Consider the following 24,589-nt stretch of genomic DNA (forward strand, 5'->3'; position numbering starts at 1 on the left):
GGCAGAGCGTGATGTGGGAGGGCACGTGCCGACATTTATCTTTCGCGGACCAGCTGGTGGCGGCACGGCTATCCGGGTGCGATGTGATGTCGATCACACCGGCGACGTACGCCGAGCATCTAGACCGCGGGTTGACCACCGCAGAAATGAGGCTGATGGCAGACGATGAGGGCGTGCGGCTCACGCACCTCGATCCGCTCGCGACATGGGCGCCGGCCTGGCGCCCGCCCGACGCCACGGACGACATGGTCTCGGCGCTTGGCACGCCGGTTGATGGTTTCCTCGACATTGCCGAGACGCTCGGCTGTGAGTCGATCACCGCAATCTGCAGCTTCTCGTCCGGCGCAGTGCCCCTCGACGAGGTGACCGAGGCGTTCACACGGCTGTGTGAGCGCGCCCGCGGGCTCCGTGTTGACCTGGAGTTCATCCCAATCTGGGGCCTGCCCGATCTGGAAAGCGCCTGGCAGGTCGTGAAGGATGCTGACCAGACCAACGGTGGGCTGCTCATCGACTTCTGGCATTTCTACCGCTCGCACTCAAGCCTGTCGCTGTTGCGTTCGATTCCCGCTGAGAAGATCCATTCAGTGCAGGCGTGCGACGCCGCGTTGGCTCGTCGACGCGGGCGTTCCGAGTGGCAGGACCTGCTCGAAGACCGGACGCCACTCGGCCAAGGCCAATTTCCGTTCGGCGAGTTGCTCGACGCACTGGCTCAGATGGACGCCCTCAGCGTGGCCGGGCCGGAATACTTCTCGCGGGAAATGGTGGGACTCACGCCAGCGGAAGTCGCTCGTGTCATCGACGAAACATACTGGCCGCAGCTGGAGTCGCGCGGCGTGACGTCCGCTCGCTCCACGGGGCGAAAGTGAATAGGACCCAGGAGCAATCGCCCATCATGCCAGACTACCGATACTTCACCGTCGATCGCACCGACCGGGGGGCGTGGGTCTTCCGTGATCCCGTTGGTGATCCGTTCGTATCACTGGCGGTGAACCACGCCGACGACAGCGATCTCCGCTACCCGCACAACGTCGAGATCTTCGACCGCAGGTACGGCTCGCGCCGCGCATGGACGCAGGGTGTCGTGCGCGATCTCGCACACCTGAACTTCAACACGATCGGGTGGACAGTGCAGTACGTCAGCGGCAGTTGGGGCGAAGGAGATGTTGACTGGTTCGGCGCACCGTTCGACCTCGGTAACTCCACACCGTGGCCCGACGAATTGTTGGCCAGCGCCGGGATGCCCTACGTGGTGCAGATTCGCGCTCAAGAGATAGAGGACTGGAACGGGCACCCCGCTTATCGTGACGTGTTCAGCCCCGAGTTCGAGAAGTACGCTGACTGGATCGCCCGCCGAATGGCCTCCGACCACGTGGAAAGCCGCAACCTCATCGGGTACTTTCTGGCTGACATCCCCTCATGGATCCCGCACGCGTCGGGGCGCTTCTGGCCGGGTTTTGAGAACCTCAACGCGCAGCGGTACGACGCCAAGCTTTTCGAAGTTGCCACGCGATACTACGAAGTGATCACCCGTGCTGTGCGCCGCTACGATCCAAACCACCTGATTCTCGGCGACCGCTATAACGGCAATAAGGGCGTTCCCGGGCCAGTGCTGCGCGCGATGGTGCCGTTCGTCGATGTGCTGTCGGTGCAATACTTCACGGGGAAGACGGACGCCGAGCACGACGAGATGATCCGTGTCCTGCGCGCTCTTCACGATGCCACCGGGAAGCCGGTACTTATCGCAGATATCGGCAATTGGATGCCCACCGTGCTAAACCCGCACCGCACGAGCGACATGCGGACCCAATCGGAGCGCGGGGACGACTACGCGAAAGGCTTGGCCCGTGCGCTTGCCGAGCCGTGGATTATTGGATGGCACTGGTGCGGGTTCCTCGAGAATCTCGGCCGCGGATTCGGTATCAAGAGCCCGCAGGACGAGTTCTACACCGACATGACCGATCGAGTCGCCGAGGCAAACGCCCGAGCGCGTCGAGTCGCCCGCGAACGGTAACCGATTGGGTGACGGTTGGAAGACCGCTCGGCCGCTGTGCGGACCATGCGGTCGACAGCAGAACTTCGCGCTCCGATCCGGTTCCTCAGGGGCCAATTCAGGCGACGTCTCTGGGCTGGGCGCACCTAGGGGCGGGGTGTCCGCGCGAGCGGGATCAGTACGACCGGAAGCGCGACGAGCGCAAGCGCGCTACAGGCAAGTCCGCTGTAGCCGATCCATGCAAGCACAAAGCCAGCCACGATGGCCCCGACGGCACCGACCATACTCATTGCGGCGTCGCTCACACCCTGGCGGCGGGTGCGCAGACCCTCCGCCGAGGCTTCCGTGAGGAGCGCGGATGCGGCAACGGTGGATGCGCTCCACCCCAGCCCCAACAAGATGAGTGCCACGGTGATGGCCACCATGTCGTCTGCACCCAACCACGCTGTGACGAGCGAGACGGCCAACAGGCCCTGTCCGAGCGTGATGGTCGCTCGACGACCCCAGCGATCCGCGAGTATGCCGAACACCGGTGACGCAGCATACATTCCGGCGACGTGAAGGCTCATGGTGAGCCCGATGATGGGGAGCGTTGCGCCGTGGTGCTGAAGGTGGACGGGTGTCATTGCCATCAGCGCGACCATGACCGCGTGCGCGGCGGCCAACGTGAAGATCGCGTAGCGCGCGACGACTGGCCGATCAGTCCGCGCGATCTCAGCACGTGCCGAGGCGGAGGATTGCGCAGTGAGGCGCTGTGCGAGCAGTAGCGGGTCGGGACGGAGCCCAACCACATAAACAGCGACGCCGAGGAGCTGCGCGACAATCGTAAAGAGGTACGGGCCGGTCAGCGGCGGCATGCCGACGAGTCTGCCGAGCGCTTCACCGGGCGCGATCAGATTCGGCCCTAGGACAACTCCGATGGTGGTCGCCCACACAACGAGTGAGAGCGAGCGTCCACGGTCGAGCGGGGTCGCGAGGTCGGTTGCCGCGAACCGCGACTGGAGATTGGTCGCCTGGCCTCCTCCGACGAGAGCAAAGGCGAGGAGCAGAAGAGGAAGCGAATGAATGGCGGTCGCGGCCACCACGAGCGCTACGCCTGCTAGTGCGGCCAACATTCCCGTTGTTAGACTCCAGCGCCGACCATACCGGCGTGCCATCCCCGCCAACGGGATAGCGAGGACGGCCGTACCGATCCCCAGGGCCGCAGTAGCGAGGCCGCCGAGCGCGTCGTCGCCAGCGACGGCGGCGGTCAGCAACACCCCCAGCGATAATGTTGCTCCAAACGCCACCCCTCCCAGCACCTGGGCGCTCGCGAGGATCCTTACGGTACGTCGCTGAATGCGGGCGACCTCGGCGGGCGCGGTCGTTGACCGCCTCAGCATCCCCGGCGGCGTTGTTGGGCCTCCCGCTCCTATACCGCTCGCGTGCCCCGACGGCTTGCGCGATGAGCTGGCCGGTGTGGGTGTGGGTCGTGAATTGAACATTCTGCCTCCGCCGGGGAGGGAGCTGGCTTCTCGCCAGCTCCCGGGGTTATCCGCCACATCCTGTTGCGTCTCTCATCGACTCCTCATCGTGAGGCAGAGCGGGGCCGGTCGGCACGAACCCCGAAGCCTGCCGAGTGCGTCTGGTGGGAGGCTTCAGTTGGCGAAGAGATACTGCGACTTACAGTCTACCTGCATGTGGTCGACGAGCCGCCGGTCGAGGTCGTCTCGGGGTGTGAGCTTGGCCGCGAGAGCAAGGGTTTTCGGCTACGAATTGCGTATACAGCATTAGAAATATAGGCTGAGGGGAGTTCATGCTAATGGTCGGCTCGGTCGCACAGGTGCGATAGGTCCCATTTCCGTCTCGTTCCTGTTGTTCTGTTGCAGCCCTCTCCATGGCGCCGCACAGGACTGGACGACACCCCCGGTACGACCAGAAATCGCGAGGAGGCGCCGTGAGCGACGCGGGCACCCAGCACGAGAAGGCCACCCTCACGATCGGTGGCAGCACCGCCGAGTTCCCGCTCCTGCGGGGTACTGACGGCACACCGAGCGTGGATCTTTCCACCCTCACCCGCCAGACCGGCTACACGGCTCTCGACTACGGCTTCGTGAACACTGCGGCGACGAAGTCCGCGATCACGTACATCGACGGCGACGAGGGCGTGCTGCGCTACCGGGGCTACCCGATCGAGCAGCTCGCGAAGAACAGCACGTACCTCGAGGTCGCGTGGCTGCTCATCTACGGCGAGCTCCCCACCGCCGACCAGCTGGGTGAGTTCGACGAGAAGATCCGTCGGCACACGCTGCTGCACGAGGACCTCAAGCGGTTCTTCTCTGCGCTGCCGCACACCGCGCACCCGATGTCGGTGCTGTCCTCGGCCGTGTCCGCGCTCTCGACCTACTACGAGCACCAGTCCGACCCCAACAACCCCGAGCACGTCGAGCTGAACACGATCCGCATGCTCGCGAAGCTGCCCGTGATCGCGGCGTACGCGCACAAGAAGAGCATCGGCCAGGCCTTCCTGTACCCCGACAACTCGCTCGGGTTCGTCGACAACTTCCTCAAGCTCAACTTCGGCGTGCTGTCGGAGGTGTACGAGGTGAACCCCGTGATGTCGCGTGCCCTCGAGCGCCTGCTCATCCTCCACGAGGACCACGAGCAGAACGCGTCGACCTCGACCGTGCGCCTCGTCGGCTCGACCGGTGCGAACCAGTTCTCGTCGATCTCCGCCGGCATCAATGCGCTCTACGGACCGCTGCACGGTGGGGCGAACGAGGCCGTCCTCGACATGCTGGCGCGCATCCGCGACTCCGGCGAGAGCGTGCAGCGCTTCGTCGAGCGGGTCAAGAACAAGGAAGACGGCGTGAAGCTGATGGGCTTCGGGCACCGCGTCTACAAGAACTACGACCCGCGCGCGAAGCTGGTGAAGGAGTCGGCCGACGAGGTGCTGTCGGCCCTCGGTGTGAGTGACCCGCTGCTGGACCTCGCGAAGGAGCTCGAGGAGATCGCGCTGAACGACGCGTACTTCCAGGACCGCCGCCTGTACCCGAACGTCGACTTCTACACCGGCGTGATCTACAAGGCGATGGGTTTCCCGACACGCATGTTCACGGTGCTGTTCGCCATCGGGCGTCTGCCCGGCTGGCTCGCGCAGTGGCGTGAGGCCGCGAGCGACCCGCAGACCAAGATCGGCCGCCCGCAGCAGCTGTACATCGGCGCCGCCGAGCGCAAGCACCCTGGACGCCTTTCCTGAGACGGCCGGAAGGGCCCGGCAGTTTGCTCACGCACTGGTGTCCGGTCCCCTCGGGCGGCAGTGCGATGCAGTCTGCCGTGTCCTCATGCGCCGGCTCCTATCAGTGCCGGCACCTGAAGTGTTGCCGCGTCGAGCTGCTCGGGCGATGCGCCGCGGTGATCAGCGGGGCGTTCGCGAAAGTAGAGATCTGAAGTTGCGGAGACGGAGACTGTTGTGAACGACCAGGACGGACGACAACGACATAGCGGCCGCGGCGATCAGTGGATTGAGTAGTCCCGCGGCAGCCAAAGGAATCGCAGCCAGGTTATAGCCAAACGCCCATATCAAGTTGCCTCTAATGGTCCGCAGGGTCTTTCTGGCAAGGCCGATGGCGTCGGGCACCGCCAAGAGGTCCTCACGTACCAGGATCACGTCTGCGGACCGCATCGCGATGTCGGTACCCGTAGCGATCGCGAGCCCCAAGTCTGCACTAGACAGGGCGACCGCATCGTTAATGCCGTCTCCCACCATCGCGACGGACTTTCCTTGCTCACGAAGGCCTTGGATGTACTCCGCCTTCTGCGGCGGTGTCACTTCCGCGACAAAACGGCCGATGCCCAGCGCCGAGGCCGTGCGATGTGCGGCTGCCGAGGTATCCCCAGTGAGGAGGATGGTTTCGAGGTTCTGCGAGTGAAGGGCGGCGATCGCCTGCTTGGCGTCTGATTTGATGCTGTCGGAAACGACGATCATCCCGATCAGGAGGTCGTCGGCCGCTACGTAGACAGCCGCGTAGCCTCTGGACGCGGCCTGGTCGACGACCTGGGCCGCCATGGCTGTGGAGATGCCGTGGTCCTCAAGCAACCGGGCGTTCCCGACCAGCACCCGGTACCCCTCGACGGTCGCGGTCGCTCCACGACCGGGTACGGCACTGAAGGCCGTCAACGGCGGCACGCGGATGTTCAGGGCTCGCGCGTGACACAGGATCGCGCGACCAATGGCATGTTCCGAACCCTGCTCGACCGCGGCGGCCATCGCCAGGATGTCACCGGGTTCTTGGCCGGACACCGACACGATGTCTTGCACGATCATCTGTCCCGTGGTCACCGTGCCGGTCTTGTCAAGCACGACATGGGTGACACGGCCGCTGGCTTCCAGCGCCTGCTGCCCCTTCATGAGAATCCCCAGACTCGCACCGCGACCGACACCGACCATCAGTGCCGTGGGCGTGGCGAGTCCCAGAGCGCACGGGCACGCAATGATGAGCACCGAGATCCCGATGCCGATCGCCTGCTGTACGGGGGCCCCGAACAGCGTCCACAACATGAAAGTCGCCAGCGCCAGACCGATGACTCCTGGAACGAAGTAGACCGTGATCCGATCGACGAGCGCCTGGCTGTTGGCTTTTCGGGACTGAGCTTGCTCTGCCAATGCGGCCATCTGGGCAAGTTGCGTGGAGGCTCCGACAGACGTGGCGCGCACTTGGAGCCGGCCGTCGATGCTGATGGTCCCGCCTAGCACACCCTCACCGGGCACGACCTCCGCGGGGATGGGTTCCCCAGTCATCATGCTCACGTCTACCGAGGCAGATCCCGCAACTACCTGACCGTCAGCTGGAACGGTTTCCCCCGGACGCACCACAAAAGTGTCGCCCACGCGCAGCGCGGTGATCGGTTCAATTGTCTCGACTCCATCGCGCAGCACCCGGGCTTCTTTCACAGCGAGGTGGCTGAGCGCCCCGAGCACGTCCCCCGCCTTCCGACGAGAGCGGGACTCGAAGTAGCGGCCCGCAAGTTGTAGGGTCGTCATTCCCGCTGCGACGTCCAGATACATCGCATCTGCTCCGTCAGGAGCTTTCCCGAAACCAATCCAGTAGGTTGGCCCGTCTAGCCCGAGCCAAAGCGTGATGACAGCCCACGCGAACGCAACCGCGATCCCTAACGACACGAGGGTGTCCATGCTCACGGTTCGATGGCGAAGATTGCGCAACGTTGCGCGGTGGAAGGGCCAGGCCGCCCATGTCACGACCGGTAGAGCTAGAAGCAGACACAACGCTTCCCAGCCAGCGAACCGCCATCCGGGCACGAGAGCGAAAACAATAGTGACGTCCATGAGCGGAATCGTGAGGAGCGCGGCGATGATGAGGCGGCGTCGCAGCGACGTCACTCTCATCTCGGCGGCTCGTCGAGACCATTCGTCGTCGTCGGGAGTGTGTACGTGCGCGCCATAGCCCGCGCCTTGGACCTGCGCGATCAGCGTCTCGTCGTCCACCGTCGCGGCGCTGACCAGCGCGCGTTCAGTGGCGTAGTTGACACTGGCGTGCACGCCCTCGAGTTTGTTCAACGCCCTCTCAACGCGGTGTGCGCACGCCGCGCAGGTCATCCCTGATATGTCGAGCTCGGTGTACTCGAGGGCCAGTGTGTCGAGTGTGCTCACTTGCCCGCCTCGCCCGTCGTCGTCAGCGATGCCGGCACGTGCCGGTCGAGTGGGGATCGTCGAGCGGAAAGACTAGCGAGCATGCGGTTGTACTCCTCAAACTCGTCGTCCAGCCCCGTGTCGAGGTGGCGGTCGGTTCGTTTGCTTTGTCGCTCGTCTTGCCGAGCCCACTGGACGCCCAGCACGACCACGACGATCATCAGCGGGATCTCCCCGCCGGCCCACGCAACCCCGCCCGCCATGTACTGCGCGGCAGGCAGATCAGCCCAGGGCGACCGTAAGTACAGGTAGAAGTTCTCGGCGACGATGACTGTACTGGTCATCAGAATGACGCCGAAGAAGGCGTGGAACGGCATCGCGGCCAGCACGAATCCCAGCTTGCCGACATGCGGCAACGGGCGGGGCGGACGGTCTATCCCGACCGCGAGGCTGTAGTACAGGTAACCGACAAGCAGAAAGTGGATGTTCATTAACTGGTGTGCCCAGTGATAGCGGACCATCTGCTCGAACAGCCCAGTGAGGTAGAGGGCGTAATACGAGCCCACGAACAAGGCAAAGACCAGTAGGGGATGATATAGAAAACGCAGTAGCGGCCAGTGCAGAACGCTGGTGATCCACTCGTGCACGCCGGCGGGGCCAGGCCCGCTGGCGGACGTAGCGCGAAGCAGCAACGTGACCACTCCGCCCAGCACCAGCAGGAGTGGGGCGAGCATATTGAGCGCCATGTGGACAATCATGTGCACCCCGAAGTCGGGACCCGAGTACTTCCCAAAACCGGAACTGGTGGCAGCGACCGCAACCGTCCATCCGAGGATCCAGGCGGCGGTTCGACCGGCTGGCCAGCGGTCGCCGCGTCGGCGCAGTATCCGGACGGCGAGTAGATAGACACCAACCCCGGCCACGCCGAAGCCCACGAACAGCAGGTTGGGTCGCCAGTGAGTAAGAAGCACCTGCACACTCGGGGAGTCCACGACGTCGAAGCCGAGAAAGTTCTGCGAAATGCTCGTTGGAACGAAGTACTGCGGCGGAGGGATTCGGGTCATCGACACCGACCACGCCACCCACCACAGCGTCATGAACACGGCAGCGGCGACAAGTCGCGCGATACGGCGATCGGTGAGGTTCCGCCGACGCCAACTCACCACGGCAACCAGAAGCAGTGTGCCCAGGCCCACGAGCCCGAGGCTGCGCGCAGCAATCTGCCACGCGGTCGCCGAGACCAGCGCCACGGGCCCCTGCAGTTTGAACAAAGCGAGCACCACGTCCGCTGCTGTTGCCAGACTGACCGCGACGGTCAGGATCAGGAAGAAGCGCTTGATAGTGCCCGCCCGCAACACCCGACCAGTGGCCAGACGGATGGCGCTGACGGCGATTAGTCCGAGCGCAACAGCCATCGCGACGGTCTGCACGGCACCGGCATCGCTACCGAAGTCGTGCTGTGGGCCGACGAGGATCTGTCCGACGACGATCGGTGCAAGCACCCCGATGATGCTCGCCCAGAGGGCGAACAACAGACTGGTCCACGACTCCGCGAACAGACTGACGATCGCCACCGTCGAAGCGGCAACGAACGCAACTGTCCAGGACTGTGGGTGCTGGCTAGCCTCGTACAGGTATCTGAATGCGTATAAGCCGCCGTTCAACGATGATTCGATCGTCAAGCCGCGGGTGAGGTCGGCAGGCGAAACGCCGTTTGCGTCGAACAATTCCACGAGGATCATGACGGCGGCAGCGAGAGACCACACACTGGCTCCTGCCCGTAGAAGGCTCCATTCCAGTCTCCCTTCGGCGTACGACGCGGTCTGCTTGCGCCGTTCCTGCAGAAATAGCAGACAGGCGAGGGACCCGACCGTCACGATCGCAGCCAGATCTGCCACGACTGTAACCGCTGCGGCGCTGAGGGCGACTCCAAGGCCAGGGAAACCAACATGGATACGTTGATACGGCTCCGAACCGGCGATGACCACCGTGAGTAGCGGAACGCCGAAACCCAGCACTGCCCCGAGAGCGAGGACGACTGCGATCAATGCGCGACTTCGGCTGGTGACTGGACGGTCCTCTGCCAGGTGAACGCGCCGCGCGGCGAGCCGATCGTTCGTCATGCCGCCCGTGATGGCCCCGAGAGGAGCGTGAAGCCTGCATCGTCGATTGCCGCGGCGATCGTTTCCTCGGACGGCGATCCACCCTCTGTGAAGAACCACACCAGGCCTCGAGGAATGTCGACGCGAACCGCGTCAACTCCATCCACCAGTGAGAGCTCGCTAGTGATTGCGTGTTCGCAATGCTCGCAGCTCATTCCCTTGACGCTGATCTCAAACTTGTTGTCGGCGGTCATTATGAGGCCTTCCTTTGCGTACCGGTCGTCGGTGGGTTCACCACACGTGCACTAGCGAGTCGATTGCGACCGCGACGAAGAGCACGGTGAGATAGACATTCGACGCATGAAACACCCGCATTGGACGGGGTTGTCTACGTGGATCCTTTGACGCGACCAGCAGGAAGACCGCCTCTGCCGCGAAGTAGCCACCAGCCAGGATGGCCACCGCGGTATAGATCAGCCCCATGCGCCCGATGGGAATCAACACCAGTGAGCAGGCCACTGTGGCGAATGTGTAAACCACGACCTGACCGGCAACCTGCCGACCGCCGCGGACTGCGCCGAGCATCGGTACGCCGACGCGGCGGTAGTCCTCGCTATACCGCATAGACAGCGGCCAGTAATGCGCGGGGGTCCAGAAGAAGACGACGAGGAACAGCGCGACGGAGGGCCAGGCGACCGAGCCGGTCACTGCGGCCCAGCCGATGAGCACGGGGAAGCAGCCGGCGATTCCACCCCAGACGATGTTCTGCGTCGTGCGACGTTTGAGGATCATTGTGTACACCACGACGTAGAAGAAGATCGCGAACGCCGAGAGAGCTGCGGTTGCCGCGTTGATGAGCAGCCAGAGCCACACCGTGGACATCACCGCTAACGTCCACGAGAAGACAAGAGCGGCTCGCGGCGTGATCTCGCCCGTCACGAGAGGACGGCTCGCGGTTCGCTGCATCTGAGCGTCGATGTCGCGATCGAGATACATGTTGAACGACGACGCAGCAGCGGCGCTCATCGCGCCTCCGATGAGCGTGCCCAGGAACAGCCAGGGATCCGGAAGACTCTGTCCGGCGAGGAACATCATCGGTGCGGTCACGACGAGCAAGAGCTCCATCACCCGGGGCTTGGTGAGGACTACGAACGCACGGACTCTCGCTCGCAGGTTTGATGGCGATGCGGCCGACACGGCGTGGCGGTCCGAGCGAACCGCGGCGCAATTGGTGGTCACTGACTTTGTCCCTTCCCAGAGCGACGCAGTAGCTATGCCAGAGGCAGATCAGGACAGGAACTGCGAGGACGCGCCTCCACCTACAGTCTACCTGTAAGCGTCCCTATACTAAGTCGATTCGGTGAGGTGGAGGACGTCACACAGTGAGCAATGCCGACGATGCAAGCCAGCGGTATCCGGCGAGCAGCCCGACGATGGTCATGATCTTGCAAGGGCGCCGGCTCGAGGCGCAGGTCGAGGCCGCTCTCAAGACGCTGGGCTTGTCGATGCGGCGACTGGGACTGCTGGGGCATCTCAGCAGGGAGCCCGGCATTTCTTATAGTGCGCTGGCGCGTCGCGCCGGCATCAAGGTGCAAAGCCTTCATCCGATCATGGATGGGTTGGTCGCGGAGGGATACGTCGCGACCGTCGGTTCTGTTGACCAAGGGCGGGCCGCAGTGATCGAGTTGACTCCGCGTGGACGGGACGCGCTTAGCCAAGCCAACGGAATCATCGCAAGCTTTGACCGAGATGCTTTCTCCGCAGATGAGTACCACCAGGAGCTAGGCCGGGCTCTGTCATCGGTGGGGGAGTACATGTGGCGCAGTCGAGGGGCAGCCGGATCAGCTGAGTAGGGCCTGGCCGAGCCAATCGCCCTTCTTGGTCGCTCCGGGAAGAACTGCGAATAGCGCGCTGGATGTGGCCACGGTGAACTGGTTGAGCGCATCGGACTCTGCTAGGCGCTGCTGGACAGGGATGAAGCTGGACCTCGGGTCGTGCTGGTAGGACACGAAGATCAGGCCGGCATCTTCCCCGCCGGGAGTCGACTGCCCGTGCGAGTACGAATAGGACCGGCGAAGCAGTTCCTCGCCAGCTCCGCGGCGAGGTGCGGCCAGGCGGATGTGTGCGTCTGCGGGTATCAGAGGCGCGCCCCCGCTGGTTGTGGCGGCCAAGTCGACTGGTTCAAACTCCGCGGTCCCGCCCAGCGGTGCACCCGTCGCCAAGTGTCGACCAACGGCACGGTCACGGATCTCGGAAGTCGTTTGTTCCCAGCTGTCCAGGAGCATCCGGAAGCGGCGGATTGCCACGTACGATCCGCCGGTCATCCACGCGGGAGTATCCGCATCAACCCAGACCGGTGCGCCCGTCGACCGACGGCTGACGGCAATGTTGTTGGTGCCGTCGATCTGGCCCATCAGGTTTCGGCCGTTCGCGGAGGAAGTTGCTGAATGCGCACCGCGAAATCCGTTCATCTGCCATCTAGGGGCCAGGACCCCCGAAGCCGCCGCCCGGACAGCTCGAATCGCGCCGCCCAGGTACACGGCATCGTTGGCGCACAACTGCACAAAGAAGTCGCCGTGGCTGGCAGTGTCGTCCAACTGATCCCCGGGAAAGAGCGGAAGGTCAACCAGTGCGGCTGGTCGAGGGATTCCCATGCGGTCGAGCGCCGATCCACCAACGCCAACTGTGAGAGTGAACAAGGCCGACTGCGAGCCCGCGCTTACGAGTGAGGGGTCTAGGGAGGTGTCGCCCACGGCGAGCGCGGCGCCAAGCTCCGTCCACCGTTTCAACACCGCGGCCATGTGCGTGCGGCCGGCTCCAACGACGAGGTCGAATGCCAAGAACGACGCATGTGTCGGAGTGGCGTCCGCGATACCTCCTTGGTGTGGCCCATAGAACTCCACCGCATCCGGCTGGTCTGGCGGAGAAGACGGCGAGGTCATCGCCGCCGGAAGGGCGTCGATGTGTGAGAGCTGGTTGCCGACGGCCACCCCTGCCGCTGCGGCGCCCACTGTCGCAACTCCACTGAGGATGAACCCGCGGCGGCTCTGTCGAGGTTGGCTCATCAGCTTGTCCCCGTGCTCCGCGAATTGCGAGCTTCGCGCCTGATGTCGCCCTGACTCGCGACGCGGCAGCGTTTGGTGATCGCGACCGGCGCAACGAAGTCCGGCGCGTTCGCCATGGAACGTGCGTCGATTTCACTGCCCCCTTCGTGGCCAGCCATGAAGACCCCTCCAATCACCTGTATTGCAGGCGAGATGACTTGCAGAAGAACTGTAAGTGCTCCTGCAGTTAGACTGTAAGTATGCGAAATCGTACGGTCAAGTCCATTGCGGCCGCCCTCGCTGTCCTCTTGGTCTTCGCATTGACCGCCTGCGTCCCGAGTGGCGAGCAGACGCAGAACGCAGCTGCGGCCCGTGCGGCAAAACTCTCCGTGCTCAAGACTGACGAACTCGGCGACATCCTTGTTGACGGCGAAGGAAACGTGCTTTACATCTTCGTTCCGGACGAGCATGAGACGGTCAGTTGCACCTTCACCTGTGCCTCGAACTGGCCCCCACTGACGGCTACCGAGGGGGAACTCCCTTCTGCCGACGACGGCGTCGACGCCCACCTCATCGACACTCTGCCCAACCCGTCAGGCGGGGCGGTCGTCACATACGGGGGCTGGCCTCTCTATCGCTATGCGGTGGATAGAACGCCGGGCGAGCACCATGGACAGAACGCGTACCTCAATGGCGGCGTCTGGCTCGTCATGCAACCCAACGGCGACCCGCTTACATAAGCACACCATCGCTGGAACGGTCGGAGTCCGAGCGTGAAGCTCGGCGGCGGTTGCGGACGCGATACCGCTAGGTGCTCGAGCAGCCGAGAGGCGGCCCGCCGTTGAGATGAGATGGCTTCCGTTTATCGCGAGCAAGGAGTTCGTCGGCTCGCGGCACATCCTTTTCACATGGTGAGGGCGTGCTCGGATGCCAGCCGCAGGTAGAGGCTTGCGTTGGTCCTAAGCCCTTGTCTCTCAACATCCGTTAGCGGGCGGCGCACCTTTGCGGGCACGCCCGCCACCAGCGATCCCTCCGCGATCATGGTCCCTTCCAAGACCACGGCACCTGCGGCCACCAAACAATCCGGGCCGATGACGGATCCGTTCAAAACTGTGGCACCCATCCCGATGAGAGCCCCATCTCCGATGACACATCCATGTAGAACGGCGTTATGACCGATAGACACATCGGCGCCGATCACCACGGGATGTCCCTCATCAGTGTGAACCACGACGCCGTCTTGGACGTTCGCGCGGGGACCCACGGAGATGGGTCCTCCATCGGCGCGAAGCACGGCGTTGTACCAGATGCTGGCTTTCTCAGAGATGGCGGCTGCTCCGATGATGCGTGCGCCGGCTGCGATGAACGCGGAGTGTGAGATGTGGGGCACGGATGTCGCCAGAGCGACGACGGACGCATGGGGGGAAATGCTCATCAGGGTCTCCAACTAGGCGGGGTGTGCGCGAGGGCGGAAAGAGATTGCCGACTCAGACGGTTGCGTCGCGAAGCGTGTCGTCCAGCACCTGCAAAATGTGGCGGTAGTCGTGGCCAGTGGCGCGAGTCATTCCGAGTTCGCAGGTGCGGTTAAGGGATGCGTGGAACTCTGAGGCCGCGGCGATAGCTTGCGACGCTTCGGCGGCGGATGCGGTCGCCGTGAGCTCAGGGTGGAGCATGCCACGATCGCCGGCGAACGCGCAGCATCCCCAGTCGTCAGGAATCACGACGGTCTGGGCGGCGGCGGCCGCGACGCGCTGAAGCGCGGGGTTGATGCCGAGTTGGGTCGACGAGCACGTCGGGTGGATCGTGACGGAGCCGACTTTCTGCCCCTCGGGAAGCTCGGAGAGGACAAACTCGTCGACGAACGCTACGGCGTCGATGACACGAATGTTGTGCTTCGCGGCGGCCTCGAGCATGATCTGCAAACCCTCGGTGCACGAGGAGGCATCACACACAACGGGGAGGCGGCCGCCACCGGTCGCCAGAAACAGGGAAGACGCGACCTTGTCCTTCATTACGGCGTAACCATCGGTGAGGCCCTTGGACTTCCACGGTGTTCCGCAACACAGCGAGGGGAGATCCTCCGGAGTACGGAGGGCGACGCCGGCCCGTTCGCAGAGGCGGATGAAGGATTCGGACACGCCGTCCTCACCGACCGGGCCGAACATCGTGGTCGTGCACGACGAGAAGTAGACGGCGACAGCATCGGGATGCGTGAAGGTCTTTCGCGGTGCACCGCCGCCGGGGAGATCGGGTGTGTGCAACGGCACAACGTCGGATCCGAGGACGCTGCGCGCGGCCTGGGTCGCGAGGTGCGGCAGCGCAGCCGGCATGGATTTCGCGAAGGACAGGGCAGCGCCGCCGGCCCGCGTGATTGCCCCCCACTCCTTCGCTGCCACCTTGCCGCCTGCCTGCACGATCCCTGGCTGCTGCTCAGCGCGAAGTCGACGCACCAGGTCGCCAGTGTTGATCAGAACAGGACACGCTGTCTGGCACATGCCGTCCACGGCGCAGGTTTGCACTCCGTCGTATGCGTACTCTTTGCGTAGAGTCCGTACCAGGCGGTCGTCCCCGCGATCGATTGCGCGCTGCAGTTCGCGGCGAAGCACGATTCGCTCCCTCGGTGTGAGAGTGAGATCACGAGACGGGCAGACCGGCTCGCAGTACCCGCACTCCACGCAGCGGTCGACTTCCGCCTCTACAGTTGGCGCCGTCTTGAGATTCTTGGTGTGTTCGCGCGGATCGGTGGTGAGCAGGACGCCAGGGTTCAAGAGCAGATCGGGATCGAGGAGCCGTTTCAGTTCCCACATCACCTCGTACAGCTCGTCCCCATACTGGCGCTGGACGTAGGGCGCCATGATCCTGCCCGTGCCGTGCTCGGCCTTCAAAGTGCCGCCCTCGGAGAGCACGAGATCGACCAAGTCTTCCGTGAAGGCCTCGTATCGGGCGAGCCGCTCAGGGTCGTCGAAACGCTCGTTGATGAGGAAATGTATGTTCCCGTCCTTTGCATGACCGAAGATGACGCTGCCTTCATAGGCGTATCGGTCAAACAGCCCGGTCAGCCGTTCACACGTCTCGTTGAGTCGTTCCACGGGCACCGCGATGTCCTCCAACAGCGCGGTCGTCCCTGAGGGGCGGGCGCCGGCCACGGCGGTGAACAGGCCCTTCCGGATGTGCCATAGTTGCGCTCGCGTTGCACTGTCGGTGGTCATGTGTCCGGTGGTGACGAGCGGCAGACGGGCGAACAGGCGTTGCGCCTCCGCCAGTTGCTGTTCCAAGGCGCCAGGAGTTTCCTCCTGGTACTCCACGAGCAGCGCGGCATGGTTCTGGACTGTCAGTTCCTTGAGCTCGGCTGTGGCTTCGGGATCCTCCTGGGCCACGCGTAGCGAAGCTGCATCCATCAGTTCTACAGTCGCGAAGCCAGCCGCTACCAGAGCCGGAAGCGAGGTCGTGGCGTCTGCCAACGTTGCGAAGATGAGCAGTCCGGTCGCGACATGGGGCTTCACCGGCAGCGTCTTGAACGTCGCTTCAGCGACGAACGCCAACGTGCCTTCCGAGCCGATCACCAGATGCTCGAGGATGTCGATCGGCCGCTGGTGGTCGAGGAACGAGTTCAGCCCATAACCCATCGTGTTCTTGATGGAGTGGAGCCTGCGCAGGGTCGTCACCGATTCCGCGTTCCCGCGGATGCGGTCGCGAAGGCTTTCGAGCCCGACATAAACTTGCGGCTCTCGTTCCTGAAGGATTGCGTCCGCTGCCGGATCCGCGGTGTCGATCACAGTGCCCGTGGGCAGCACCAGAACGGCCGACTCGAGCGTCTGGTACGTGTTCGCGTGGATACCGCACGACATGCCAGAAGAATTGTTGGCCACGACGCCGCCGATGGTGCACGCGATCTCGCTCGCCGGGTCGGGCCCGAGTTTGCGCCCGTGGCGCGCGAGGCGCGCGTTGACGGCCCGCACCGTGGCGCCCGGCTGAACTCGGGCGCGGGTGCCCTCGTCGGAGATGTCGATGCGGCGGAAGTTCTTCCGCGTCTCGACGAGGATCCCGTCCGTTCCGGCCTGACCGGACAAACTCGTGCCGCCCGAGCGGAACGTTATGGGCACCCGAAGCTGTCGGCTCGCGGTGAAAAGACGCGCGACGTCGGCGATGCTATGTGCTGTCGCGACGGCGCGTGGTGTCAGTTGATAGTGCGATGCGTCGTGCGCCCCGGCGAGTCGATCGGTAGCGCGGAGCCCGAGCTCCGCACCCACTTCCTCAAGCGCGGCGACGAGCGCAGGATCGATAGCAGCCAGCGTATCCGAGTCCGAGACGTGAGCCAGCGAGCGGTTCATGCGGTTCCCAGCCTTCCTGAATCCCGTGCTCGCGTCGTCGCGAAGTGTCCGCCCTCGCGCAGCACCCTCTTATGCTGTATACACGATACATGATGCTCGATGGCGAGGTCGTGCTGCTACATCGCGAGCCGCGGGCGCAAGGAGAGGACAATGACTAGCGAACCCACTTCCGCCCGACCGGGGCCCGCGCTCCTCTTCGTCCCGGCAGATCGTCCCGACCGGTACATCAAGGCCATTGAGCGGTCCGACACGGTAGTGATCGACATGGAGGACGCGGTCGCCGCTGCCGATAAGTCTCTAGGTCGCGAGGCGATGCTTGCTCACCCGCTCGATCCTGCGCGGACGGTGGTTCGGTTGAACGGGGTGACGACGCCCTGGTTCGAAGCGGACCTCGAAGCCCTGCGCTCGACGGCGTACACCCGGGTGATGCTGCCGAAGGCGGAAACCCGCGCCGACGTGGAGCTGCTCGAACCGTTCGAGGTGATTGCCGTGTGCGAGACACCGCTGGGCATCTTCAACGCGGGAGAGATCGCCTCCGCGAGCAACACCGTCGCCATGATCGCGGGTGTCGAGGATCTTCTCGGCGCCATCGGTGGGACGTCGACTCAGTTCCCCGACACGCAGTATCGCGACATCGCCAAGCATGCACGCTCCAGCGTTCTCATCGCAGCGCGAGCGTTCGGTAAGTGGGCGATTGACACTGTGTACCTCGACATCGCCGACATCGATGGTCAGCGCCGAGAGGCGGAAGATGCCGCTGCCAGCGGGTTCGTTGCGAGCGCGTGCATCCACCCGTCGCAGGTGGCGGTCATTCGTGATGCCTACACGCCAACCGTCGATGAAGTCGAGTGGGCCCGCGCAGTGATCGCGGCCGCGGAGGGTAACCACGGGGTGTTCGAGTTCCGCGGGCGGATGGTCGACTCACCGGTGCTCAATCACGCGCGGTCCGTGCTGTCGCGTCAATCCCGCGCCGAGCACCTGTCCGCCGCGCCTGGCGAGACGCGAGAGCCGCAATGATCGCCGTGCGGAGTCTGCTCTCGAGGCAGACGTATGACTACATCATCATCGGGGCGGGCAGTGCTGGCTGCGTGCTTGCGGGCCGGCTGAGTGAAGACCCGGACACGTCGGTTCTGCTGCTTGAGGCGGGTCCGCCGGATGACCGCGCTGACATCCGTCTACCCGCTGCCTACACGACGCACGCATCGAGCGAGATCGACTGGGACTATGTCAGCCTGCCTGAACAAGGCTGTGACGGTCGTCGGTTGCTCTTGCCACGCGGCAAGACTTTGGGTGGGTCATCGTCGATTAACGGGATGATCTACATCCGGGGGGCGGCTCAGGATTTCGACGACTGGAAGATTCCGGGATGGGACTGGGCTGCGCTGCTGCCCGAATTCGTGCGGGCCGAGAGTAACGAGCGGGGCGCGTCATCGCTTCATGGCGACTCTGGGCCGCTGCACGTGTCCGACGGGCGCTCTGGCAATATCGCGATGCGAGCATTTGTGGACGCCGCGGTATCGGCCGGCCTGCCACGGAACGACGACTTCAACGGGCCAAGCCAGGTCGGAGCGGGAGCGTTCCAGCTGACTCAGCGAGATGGGCAACGATGGTCGTCGGCAGACGCATATCTCCACCCTGTCGCGGATCGCCCCAACCTCACGGTACTCACCGATGCCCTCGTACATCGCATCGAAGTCGAAGGTGACACAGCGGTGGGCGTCACCTTCGTCCGCTTCGGCGAGCGTCAGACACTGTACGTCGAGCGGGATGTCGTGTTGAGCGCGGGAGCCTACGCCTCCCCACAGCTTCTGCAGCTCTCCGGCATCGGGCCGGCCGATCACTTGCGCTCGGTCGGAATTGACGTACTCATCGACAACACGGAGGTCGGGTCACATCTGAGCGACCATCCCGCTGTCCCCTTGACGTGGGCGTCGACGCTGGCAGGATCCCCAGATTTCACCGACCCGGGTGCGTTCGCGCAGTATGAACGCACGCGCAGCGGGCCGCTGGCATCCAATCGGGCAGAAGCGGCAGCGTTCGCCCGTGTGACCCCCGGCGACGGGCTCGCCGATGTGCAGATCCACGGCATCCCGTTCCCCGACATCGACGAGGGTGGGGTCGCTGTCAGCGGGCACGGAATTTGGCTCGCTCCCTGCGTCCTCCAACCGCAAGCTCGAGGGACGGTCCGGTTGGCCGGAGCAGACCCGACGCAGAAGCCCCGCATCCGCTGCAATTACTGGGAGCACGACGAGGACCGCCGCGTCATGAGAGACGGCATTCGTCTCACGATGGATATCGCCCGACAGCCGCAGCTGCAGGGCTATTGCAGCGACCCGCTCCAGGTGCCGGCCTCGGACGATGATGCAACTCTTGATGCCTTCACGCGGCGCCACACGATGTCGTTCTTCCACGCCTCGGGCACCGCGGGCATGGGCCGTGTCGTCGACGCGGAACTGCGTGTGATGGGAGTCCGCCAACTGCGTGTCGTGGATGCTTCGGTGCTACCGATGGTCCCTCGGGGAAACCCTCACGCAGCGATCGTCGCCGTTGCGGAGCATGCAGCCTCCATCATCAGATCCGCGTAACTAGGGCTGGCGAACCCACTCGTTTTGGTGTATCTATAATACAGCATTGCAAATGCGGGAACCGTTGAAGGTCCCGAACCCGACAGTGAGGTCAGGCAAATGAGCACGAGCGCCATGGGAACGACGGAACGTCCTCAGGACGTCTCGACGAGCCCCACGAAGGCGAAGCGCCGCTTCCCGTCAATCGAAGGCGTGTGGTATCTGCTGGTTGTGCTGCTCGTGGTCGGGGCATTCGTCAACCCGAACTTCGCGTCGCCCGGCAACCTGAACAACATCCTCGTCGGAGCCGCGCCCGCAATCCTGCTCGCGGTAGGACAGACGTTTGTGCTTCTCGGACGTGAGATCGACCTGTCGGTCGGATCGATCGTGGGCTTCAGCGCCGTGATCTGCGGCAACTTCATGAATCACGATGCAGCGCTGGCGGTGCCTGTGGCGCTGCTGGCCATTCTGGTGGCCATGCTCCTGGGACTGTTCAACGGTGTCGTCACCGTAGCGTTCGGCATTCCCAGCTTCGTCGTGACTCTCGGAAGCATGCTGGTCATTCGCGGCATGATCAACGTTTGGACTGGTGGTGCCCCGGCATCCGGGATCCCGGACGAGCTCACGGCGTGGCTCACCGGAACCCGAATCGGAGGCTTTGCGGTCGGCGTCCTGATCGTGGTCATCTTCGGTGTCGGGATCGCATATGTCCTCGCCCACCGCACGGTCTTCGGCCGCCGACTCGTGCTCACCGGCGCCAACCCGCGGGCGGTTGTTCTCGCGGGACTGCACGCGAACCGCACGCTCATCGCCGCATTCGCCGTCAACGGTGCGTTCGCCGGCCTCGCAGGCGTGTACTACGCCGCCTGGACCGGATCGGTGCGAGGGGACATCGGTACCGGCATGGAGCTCGTCGCAATCGCGGCGGCAGTTCTTGGCGGCGTCGCACTTACCGGTGGCCGCGGCAGTGTGATCTCCGCCGCCGCCGGCGCTATCGCCCTGAGCGTCATCCTGAACCTTCTCATCGTGGCCGGGCTGCCGTTCGAAGCGCAGGACGTCGGCCGCGGGCTCATCATCATCGTCGCCGTTCTCGCATACGACCGTTTGCGTACCGCATTCGGGAAGTGGCGGGTGCGTCGGCGCATCCGATCAGAACACCGACTCCAGTTATCAACGGAGAAACTACAAGGAGGCACAGCACAATGAACGGAACCCGGATTGCGGCGCTGACACTGGCGCTAGCAAGCGTCGTCGCGCTGGCAGGATGCACGACCAGCTCACAGGCAGCTGACGACAAGCCGACGGAGGACTACTACGCGGACTTCGTGCCGCCGACGCTCGAGCCCGAGGCGGGGTCGGACGAAGTCGTGGACACCAGCAAGTTCGTCAAGCCGGAGGGTGAGCCGCTGGTCATCGGATACGCTGACGCCTCGCTCTCCAACTCGTGGCGTGTCATGACTAAGGCGGAAACCGAGTACGCCATCAGCCAGATTCCAGACGCTGAACTGGTCTACACGAACGCGAACGACTCCACGCCCAAGCAGATCGCCGACATGGACGACCTGATCACCCAGCAGGTCGATGCGATCATCCTGTCCGCGACCGACGTCAAGGCGCTGTGCCCGTCGATCGCGAAGGCGGAGGCAGCGGGGATTCCCGTCGTCATCCAGGAGCGAGAAGTCGACTGCGACGACTACACCACCTTCGTCTCACTGAACGCCCCGGAACTCGGCGCGTACCAGATGGAGTACGTCGCCCAGCGTCTGGGCGGTAAGGGCAAGATCGCGATCGTCTCGGGCATCCCTGGAACCGGGCACACCGTGGCCGTTGAGACCGCGTACAAGAAGGTGCTCGAGAACTACCCGGACATCGAGGTCGTCGACACCCAGTACGCGGAGTACGACGCCACCAAGGGTCGCCAGATGACCGCCGCCATTCTGACGGCGCACCCCGATCTCGACGCAGTGCTGGGCATTAGCGGCAACCTTGGAATCGGTGTCTTCCAGGGGGTCCAGGACGCGGGGCTCGTCGATCAGATGAAGGCGTGGGTCGGTGACGACGCGAACGGTTGGATGCTGATCCACAAGAACAACAACCTGCCGTCGATGACGGTGCCCTACCCCGTTTCGATCGGCGCCGTCGCCGTCGACACCGCCGCCAAGATCCTTCGCGGCGAGGAAGTCATGAAGACCACCGAGGTCGCCCGATGGGCGGCGCCGGAGGACTTCTCCGCGAACATCAGCGACTACGCGAACGACGACCGGCCCGACGAGTGGTGGTACAACGACATGCCGTGCGAGTTCGACCCGTTCTGCAAGTCCTGAGTAGAAGGAAGAAGAGCCGTGTTCAGTGAACTGACGGGTGCGGTCTCGGCCGCGCCGGAAGCCACGCCGCCCGCAGTGCGGATGGTGGGCATCACGAAGCGGTTCGGGCAAGCAGTTGTCCTCGACGGGGTGGACCTTACGGTCCGCCCCGGCGAGGTGCACGCCTTGATGGGTGAGAACGGCGCGGGCAAGAGCACGCTGCTCAAGACTCTCGTTGGCGAGGTGCGGCCCGACTCTGGCACCATCCTGCTCGGCGAGGAACCCATCGAGGTCAAGTCCGTGCGCGATGCCCGCGACCGAGGTATCGCGATCGTGCATCAAGAGTTGTCCGTCATCGAGAACCTCTCGGTGGCCGAGAACCTATTCCTCGGACGCGAGCCGCGCCGCGCCGGTCAGCTCGACCGACAGGCGATGCTCCGACAGTCGAAGGTCCTGCTGGCCCGGCTGGGCCTGCACATGGACCCGGACACACCCGTGTTCCGCCTCGACGTCGCCGAGCGTCAGGCGATCGAGATCTGCGCCGCGCTCGCACAGAACGCCCGCGTGCTGATTCTCGACGAGCCGACCGCGGCGTTGACCGAAACCGAGCGACTGCGGCTCTACACCGTGATCGAACAGCTCCGCGATGAGGGTCTGGCGATCATCTACGTGTCACATCACCTGACCGAGATCGAGCGTCTCGCGGATCGTGTAACGGTGCTTCGAAATGGCCACGTGGTGCTCTGCACGTCCATGGAAAAGTCCAGCGCCAGCGAAATCGTCTTCGCCATGCTTGGCGAGCCAGTCGAAGAGCTGTTTCCTGACCGCGCGAGCGGCACCGCAGCGCAGGAAGAGGTGTTCCGCGCGGACGCGGTGTCCTATGGTCGGCGGCTGAGCAAGGCAAGCCTGGCCGTCCGCCGTGGTGAGATCGTCGGGGTCACCGGTCTACTCGGGTCCGGGCACCGCGAACTCGGCCGCGTCGCAGCTGGAGTGCTTCGACCTACCGGCGGAACGATCAGCCGCAGTGGCCGGGTTGTGCGGTTCGCTCCGGGCGATCGCAAGGGAGAGGGCCTCGCACTTGGCCGCAGCGGCATCGAGAATCTGACCGTTCACGACCTCCGCTTGGCATCGTGGAACCTGGGCTTTCGTTTCCTCAGCAGGGTTCGCGAGTCGCGCCTGGCCTCCACATGGTCCGGTCGTCTCGGCGTGGCGGGCGATATCACCGAGGACATTGCTCTCCTTTCCGGCGGCAATCAGCAGAAGATCCTTGTCGGGCGCAACATCGACGGGCGTGCGGATTTCCTGGTGCTGGAGGAACCCACACGCGGCGTGGACGTCGGCGCTCGGCAGGAGCTCTATCAACTGATCCGCGCCGAGGCTGACCGCGGTGCAGGCGTGCTGGTCGTGAGCACCGATCTCCGCGAGATAGCGGGGCTTTGTGACCGCGTCGAGGTACTGAATCACGGTCGCACGGCAGCTTCGTTCGACAGCGAAGTCTCGGAGGCGGCAGTGTACGAGGCCTCGCATTCCGAGGCGCCGCTGCTCACTACGACCAACACGGTTGTGGTCAATCCTCGCGACGCCAAGGGGTCGGGCTGGCGGTCTGCGCTGCAGGCGATCGTCTCCGACCGCTCATTTGTCCCGTGGCTCGCGTTCTTCGCCCTCGTCGTCTTGGCGTCGATCGGGTCGGAACGCTTTCTCTCGGCCGAGAACTTCCAGAACCTTGCCCGACAGAGCGTCACCGTAGGGCTTGTCGGACTTGGAGAGATGCTGGTCGTCCTCACCGGCAATGTCGACCTGAGCGTGGGGGCGATCACCGGGCTATCCAACCTGGTCAGCGCTGAGCTCCTCATGCAAGGAGTACCCGTGCCCCTCGCGCTCGCGGCGACCCTTGCGCTCGGAGCCGTCATCGGTCTGGTCAACGCGCTATTGGTCCGATTCGGGATGCCGTCGCTGCTGGCCACATTTGCCATGGCAAGCGTTCTCCGCGGCATCATCGTGTGGCGCTACCCGAATAGCATCGGTCCCGTGCCGAAGCCGTTCCAGGGCCTGGACAGCGCCACCATTCTCGGCGTTCCTACGGTGTTCCTGCTCATGCTTGTTGTGTTCGGCATCGTCGGTCTCGCACTGAAACGCACACCCGTTGGGCTTCACATGTATGCCGTGGGCGGAGACCTCCGGGCGTCGCGGCTGTCCGGAATTCGCACGAACCTGGTGGTCTCGACAGCGTTCGTTGCCTCCGGGATGTTCGCGAGCCTTGCAGGCTTCCACCTGTCAGCACGCTTGGGAGCAGGCCTCCCCAGCAGCGGCGTGGGGCTGGAATTGGATGCGCTTGCTGTGGTGGTGATTGGCGGGGTTGCGATCCTCGGCGGTGCAGGGAACGTTCGTGGCCTGCTCGCCGGCGTCGGGATTGTGGTGGTTCTCGGCAATCTCATGAACTTGACGGGCCTGGACGCGTTCCTCCAAATGCCGATCAAGGGCGCTGCGATCATCCTCGTTGCGGTCGTCTGGGGTATCCGACAGAAGAGCGTGCGACGCCGCGCCTCCCTGGGTCTCGACCTCAGTCGACGTCCGCGACCCAGCAGAGCTGCAGCGATGGCGGCTGAGCACGCCAGACAGTAATGAG

18 protein-coding genes are annotated in these 24,589 nt (G+C 64.2%); 10 read left to right on the plus strand and 8 right to left on the minus strand.

Translation table 11 applies throughout. The annotated features are described in order from the left end of the window. Window positions 1–11: 11 nt before the first annotated feature. Both J2Y46_RS05050 and J2Y46_RS05055 read left to right on the plus strand, forming a co-directional pair. A complete protein-coding gene (locus tag J2Y46_RS05050) occupies window positions 12–866 on the plus strand; it encodes a sugar phosphate isomerase/epimerase family protein (RefSeq protein WP_396653150.1) in 855 nt (284 codons plus the stop codon). 26 nt (window positions 867–892) lie between these two features. Beyond that, window positions 893–2,011 (plus strand): agarase, encoded by a 1,119-nt coding sequence (locus tag J2Y46_RS05055; RefSeq protein ID WP_310240689.1) that lies wholly within the window; start codon window positions 893–895, stop codon window positions 2,009–2,011. A gap of 125 nt (window positions 2,012–2,136) precedes the next feature. Here J2Y46_RS05055 and J2Y46_RS05060 read toward each other — a convergent pair whose 3' ends face one another. Next, on the minus strand, window positions 2,137–3,474 hold the full coding sequence (locus J2Y46_RS05060) for an MFS transporter (RefSeq protein WP_310240690.1): 1,338 nt from the start codon (window positions 3,472–3,474) through the stop codon (window positions 2,137–2,139). Between the two features lie 452 nt (window positions 3,475–3,926). Here J2Y46_RS05060 and J2Y46_RS05065 point away from each other — a divergent pair, with 452 nt between their 5' ends. Continuing rightward, complete coding sequence (locus J2Y46_RS05065; protein ID WP_310240691.1) at window positions 3,927–5,228, plus strand: citrate synthase; 1,302 nt, start codon at window positions 3,927–3,929, stop codon at window positions 5,226–5,228. Between the two features lie 159 nt (window positions 5,229–5,387). On the opposite strand, the gene J2Y46_RS05070 is transcribed toward J2Y46_RS05065, so the two are convergent. From J2Y46_RS05070 to J2Y46_RS05085, 4 genes are read right to left on the minus strand one after another with little or no spacing between them, the layout of a single operon-like run. Continuing rightward, window positions 5,388–7,640, minus strand: coding sequence for a heavy metal translocating P-type ATPase (locus J2Y46_RS05070; protein ID WP_310240692.1), 2,253 nt, complete (start codon window positions 7,638–7,640; stop codon window positions 5,388–5,390). Beyond that, window positions 7,637–9,742 (minus strand): cytochrome c oxidase assembly protein, encoded by a 2,106-nt coding sequence (locus J2Y46_RS05075; protein WP_310240693.1) that lies wholly within the window; start codon window positions 9,740–9,742, stop codon window positions 7,637–7,639. The genes J2Y46_RS05070 and J2Y46_RS05075 overlap by 4 nt, the downstream gene beginning before the upstream one ends. Next, window positions 9,739–9,975 carry a heavy-metal-associated domain-containing protein gene (locus tag J2Y46_RS05080; RefSeq protein WP_310240694.1) on the minus strand — a complete coding sequence of 79 codons (237 nt, stop codon included), beginning with the start codon at window positions 9,973–9,975 and terminating at the stop codon, window positions 9,739–9,741. Before J2Y46_RS05080 ends, J2Y46_RS05075 begins: the two co-directional genes overlap by 4 nt. Before the next feature lie 37 nt (window positions 9,976–10,012). Further along, window positions 10,013–10,918: a heme o synthase gene (locus tag J2Y46_RS05085; protein WP_310241098.1), complete on the minus strand. Its 906-nt coding sequence runs from the start codon at window positions 10,916–10,918 to the stop codon at window positions 10,013–10,015. Between the two features lie 185 nt (window positions 10,919–11,103). Between J2Y46_RS05085 and J2Y46_RS05090 the strand changes: the two genes are divergently transcribed. Continuing rightward, on the plus strand, window positions 11,104–11,574 hold the full coding sequence (locus tag J2Y46_RS05090; RefSeq protein ID WP_310240695.1) for a MarR family transcriptional regulator: 471 nt from the start codon (window positions 11,104–11,106) through the stop codon (window positions 11,572–11,574). Here J2Y46_RS05090 and J2Y46_RS05095 read toward each other — a convergent pair. Then, window positions 11,563–12,711, minus strand: a complete 1,149-nt coding sequence (locus tag J2Y46_RS05095) for a Dyp-type peroxidase (RefSeq protein ID WP_310240697.1) — start codon at window positions 12,709–12,711, stop codon at window positions 11,563–11,565. The genes J2Y46_RS05090 and J2Y46_RS05095 overlap by 12 nt on opposite strands. Window positions 12,712–13,025: 314 nt before the next feature. Here J2Y46_RS05095 and J2Y46_RS05100 point away from each other — a divergent pair, with 314 nt between their 5' ends. Beyond that, a complete protein-coding gene (locus tag J2Y46_RS05100; RefSeq protein WP_310240699.1) occupies window positions 13,026–13,505 on the plus strand; it encodes a hypothetical protein in 480 nt (159 codons plus the stop codon). Between the two features lie 164 nt (window positions 13,506–13,669). Here the strand turns inward: J2Y46_RS05100 and J2Y46_RS05105 are convergent, their stop codons facing one another. Together J2Y46_RS05105 and J2Y46_RS05110 are read right to left on the minus strand one after the other, a co-directional pair. Continuing rightward, window positions 13,670–14,200 (minus strand): gamma carbonic anhydrase family protein, encoded by a 531-nt coding sequence (locus tag J2Y46_RS05105; protein ID WP_310240701.1) that lies wholly within the window; start codon window positions 14,198–14,200, stop codon window positions 13,670–13,672. Window positions 14,201–14,252: 52 nt separating this feature from the next. Then, on the minus strand, window positions 14,253–17,096 hold the full coding sequence (locus J2Y46_RS05110; protein WP_310240703.1) for an FAD-binding and (Fe-S)-binding domain-containing protein: 2,844 nt from the start codon (window positions 17,094–17,096) through the stop codon (window positions 14,253–14,255). Window positions 17,097–17,246: 150 nt separating this feature from the next. Between J2Y46_RS05110 and J2Y46_RS05115 the strand changes: the two genes are divergently transcribed. From J2Y46_RS05115 to J2Y46_RS05135, 5 genes are all read left to right on the plus strand, one after another. Beyond that, window positions 17,247–18,113 carry a CoA ester lyase gene (locus J2Y46_RS05115; RefSeq protein ID WP_310240704.1) on the plus strand — a complete coding sequence of 289 codons (867 nt, stop codon included), beginning with the start codon at window positions 17,247–17,249 and terminating at the stop codon, window positions 18,111–18,113. Continuing rightward, on the plus strand, window positions 18,110–19,681 hold the full coding sequence (locus tag J2Y46_RS05120) for a GMC family oxidoreductase N-terminal domain-containing protein (RefSeq protein ID WP_310240706.1): 1,572 nt from the start codon (window positions 18,110–18,112) through the stop codon (window positions 19,679–19,681). Before J2Y46_RS05115 ends, J2Y46_RS05120 begins: the two co-directional genes overlap by 4 nt. Before the next feature lie 99 nt (window positions 19,682–19,780). Beyond that, window positions 19,781–20,866, plus strand: coding sequence for an ABC transporter permease (locus tag J2Y46_RS05125; RefSeq protein ID WP_310240707.1), 1,086 nt, complete (start codon window positions 19,781–19,783; stop codon window positions 20,864–20,866). Then, the gene (locus J2Y46_RS05130) at window positions 20,863–21,984 is read left to right on the plus strand and encodes a substrate-binding domain-containing protein (protein WP_310240709.1); all 1,122 of its coding nucleotides are present in this window, start codon (window positions 20,863–20,865) and stop codon (window positions 21,982–21,984) included. The genes J2Y46_RS05125 and J2Y46_RS05130 overlap by 4 nt, the downstream gene beginning before the upstream one ends. An 18-nt stretch (window positions 21,985–22,002) precedes the next feature. Further along, a complete protein-coding gene (locus J2Y46_RS05135) occupies window positions 22,003–24,585 on the plus strand; it encodes an ATP-binding cassette domain-containing protein (RefSeq protein WP_310240711.1) in 2,583 nt (860 codons plus the stop codon). Window positions 24,586–24,589 lie beyond the last annotated feature (4 nt).

Origin of the sequence: Microbacterium sp. BE35, from assembly GCF_031457705.1 — a bacterium.
In the GTDB taxonomy this organism is placed as follows: Bacteria; Actinomycetota; Actinomycetes; order Actinomycetales; family Microbacteriaceae; genus Microbacterium; species Microbacterium trichothecenolyticum.

Coding starts and splice junctions, on each gene's coding strand:
- J2Y46_RS05050 (WP_396653150.1), top strand. CDS start 12: ATGTGGGAGGGCACGTGCCGACATTTATCTTTCGCGGACCAGCTGGTG.
- J2Y46_RS05055 (WP_310240689.1), top strand. CDS start 893: ATGCCAGACTACCGATACTTCACCGTCGATCGCACCGACCGGGGGGCG.
- J2Y46_RS05060 (WP_310240690.1), bottom strand. CDS start 3,474: ATGTTCAATTCACGACCCACACCCACACCGGCCAGCTCATCGCGCAAG.
- J2Y46_RS05075 (WP_310240693.1), bottom strand. CDS start 9,742: ATGACGAACGATCGGCTCGCCGCGCGGCGCGTTCACCTGGCAGAGGAC.
- J2Y46_RS05080 (WP_310240694.1), bottom strand. CDS start 9,975: ATGACCGCCGACAACAAGTTTGAGATCAGCGTCAAGGGAATGAGCTGC.
- J2Y46_RS05100 (WP_310240699.1), top strand. CDS start 13,026: ATGCGAAATCGTACGGTCAAGTCCATTGCGGCCGCCCTCGCTGTCCTC.
- J2Y46_RS05105 (WP_310240701.1), bottom strand. CDS start 14,200: ATGAGCATTTCCCCCCATGCGTCCGTCGTCGCTCTGGCGACATCCGTG.
- J2Y46_RS05110 (WP_310240703.1), bottom strand. CDS start 17,096: ATGAACCGCTCGCTGGCTCACGTCTCGGACTCGGATACGCTGGCTGCT.
- J2Y46_RS05115 (WP_310240704.1), top strand. CDS start 17,247: ATGACTAGCGAACCCACTTCCGCCCGACCGGGGCCCGCGCTCCTCTTC.
- J2Y46_RS05120 (WP_310240706.1), top strand. CDS start 18,110: ATGATCGCCGTGCGGAGTCTGCTCTCGAGGCAGACGTATGACTACATC.
- J2Y46_RS05125 (WP_310240707.1), top strand. CDS start 19,781: ATGAGCACGAGCGCCATGGGAACGACGGAACGTCCTCAGGACGTCTCG.
- J2Y46_RS05130 (WP_310240709.1), top strand. CDS start 20,863: ATGAACGGAACCCGGATTGCGGCGCTGACACTGGCGCTAGCAAGCGTC.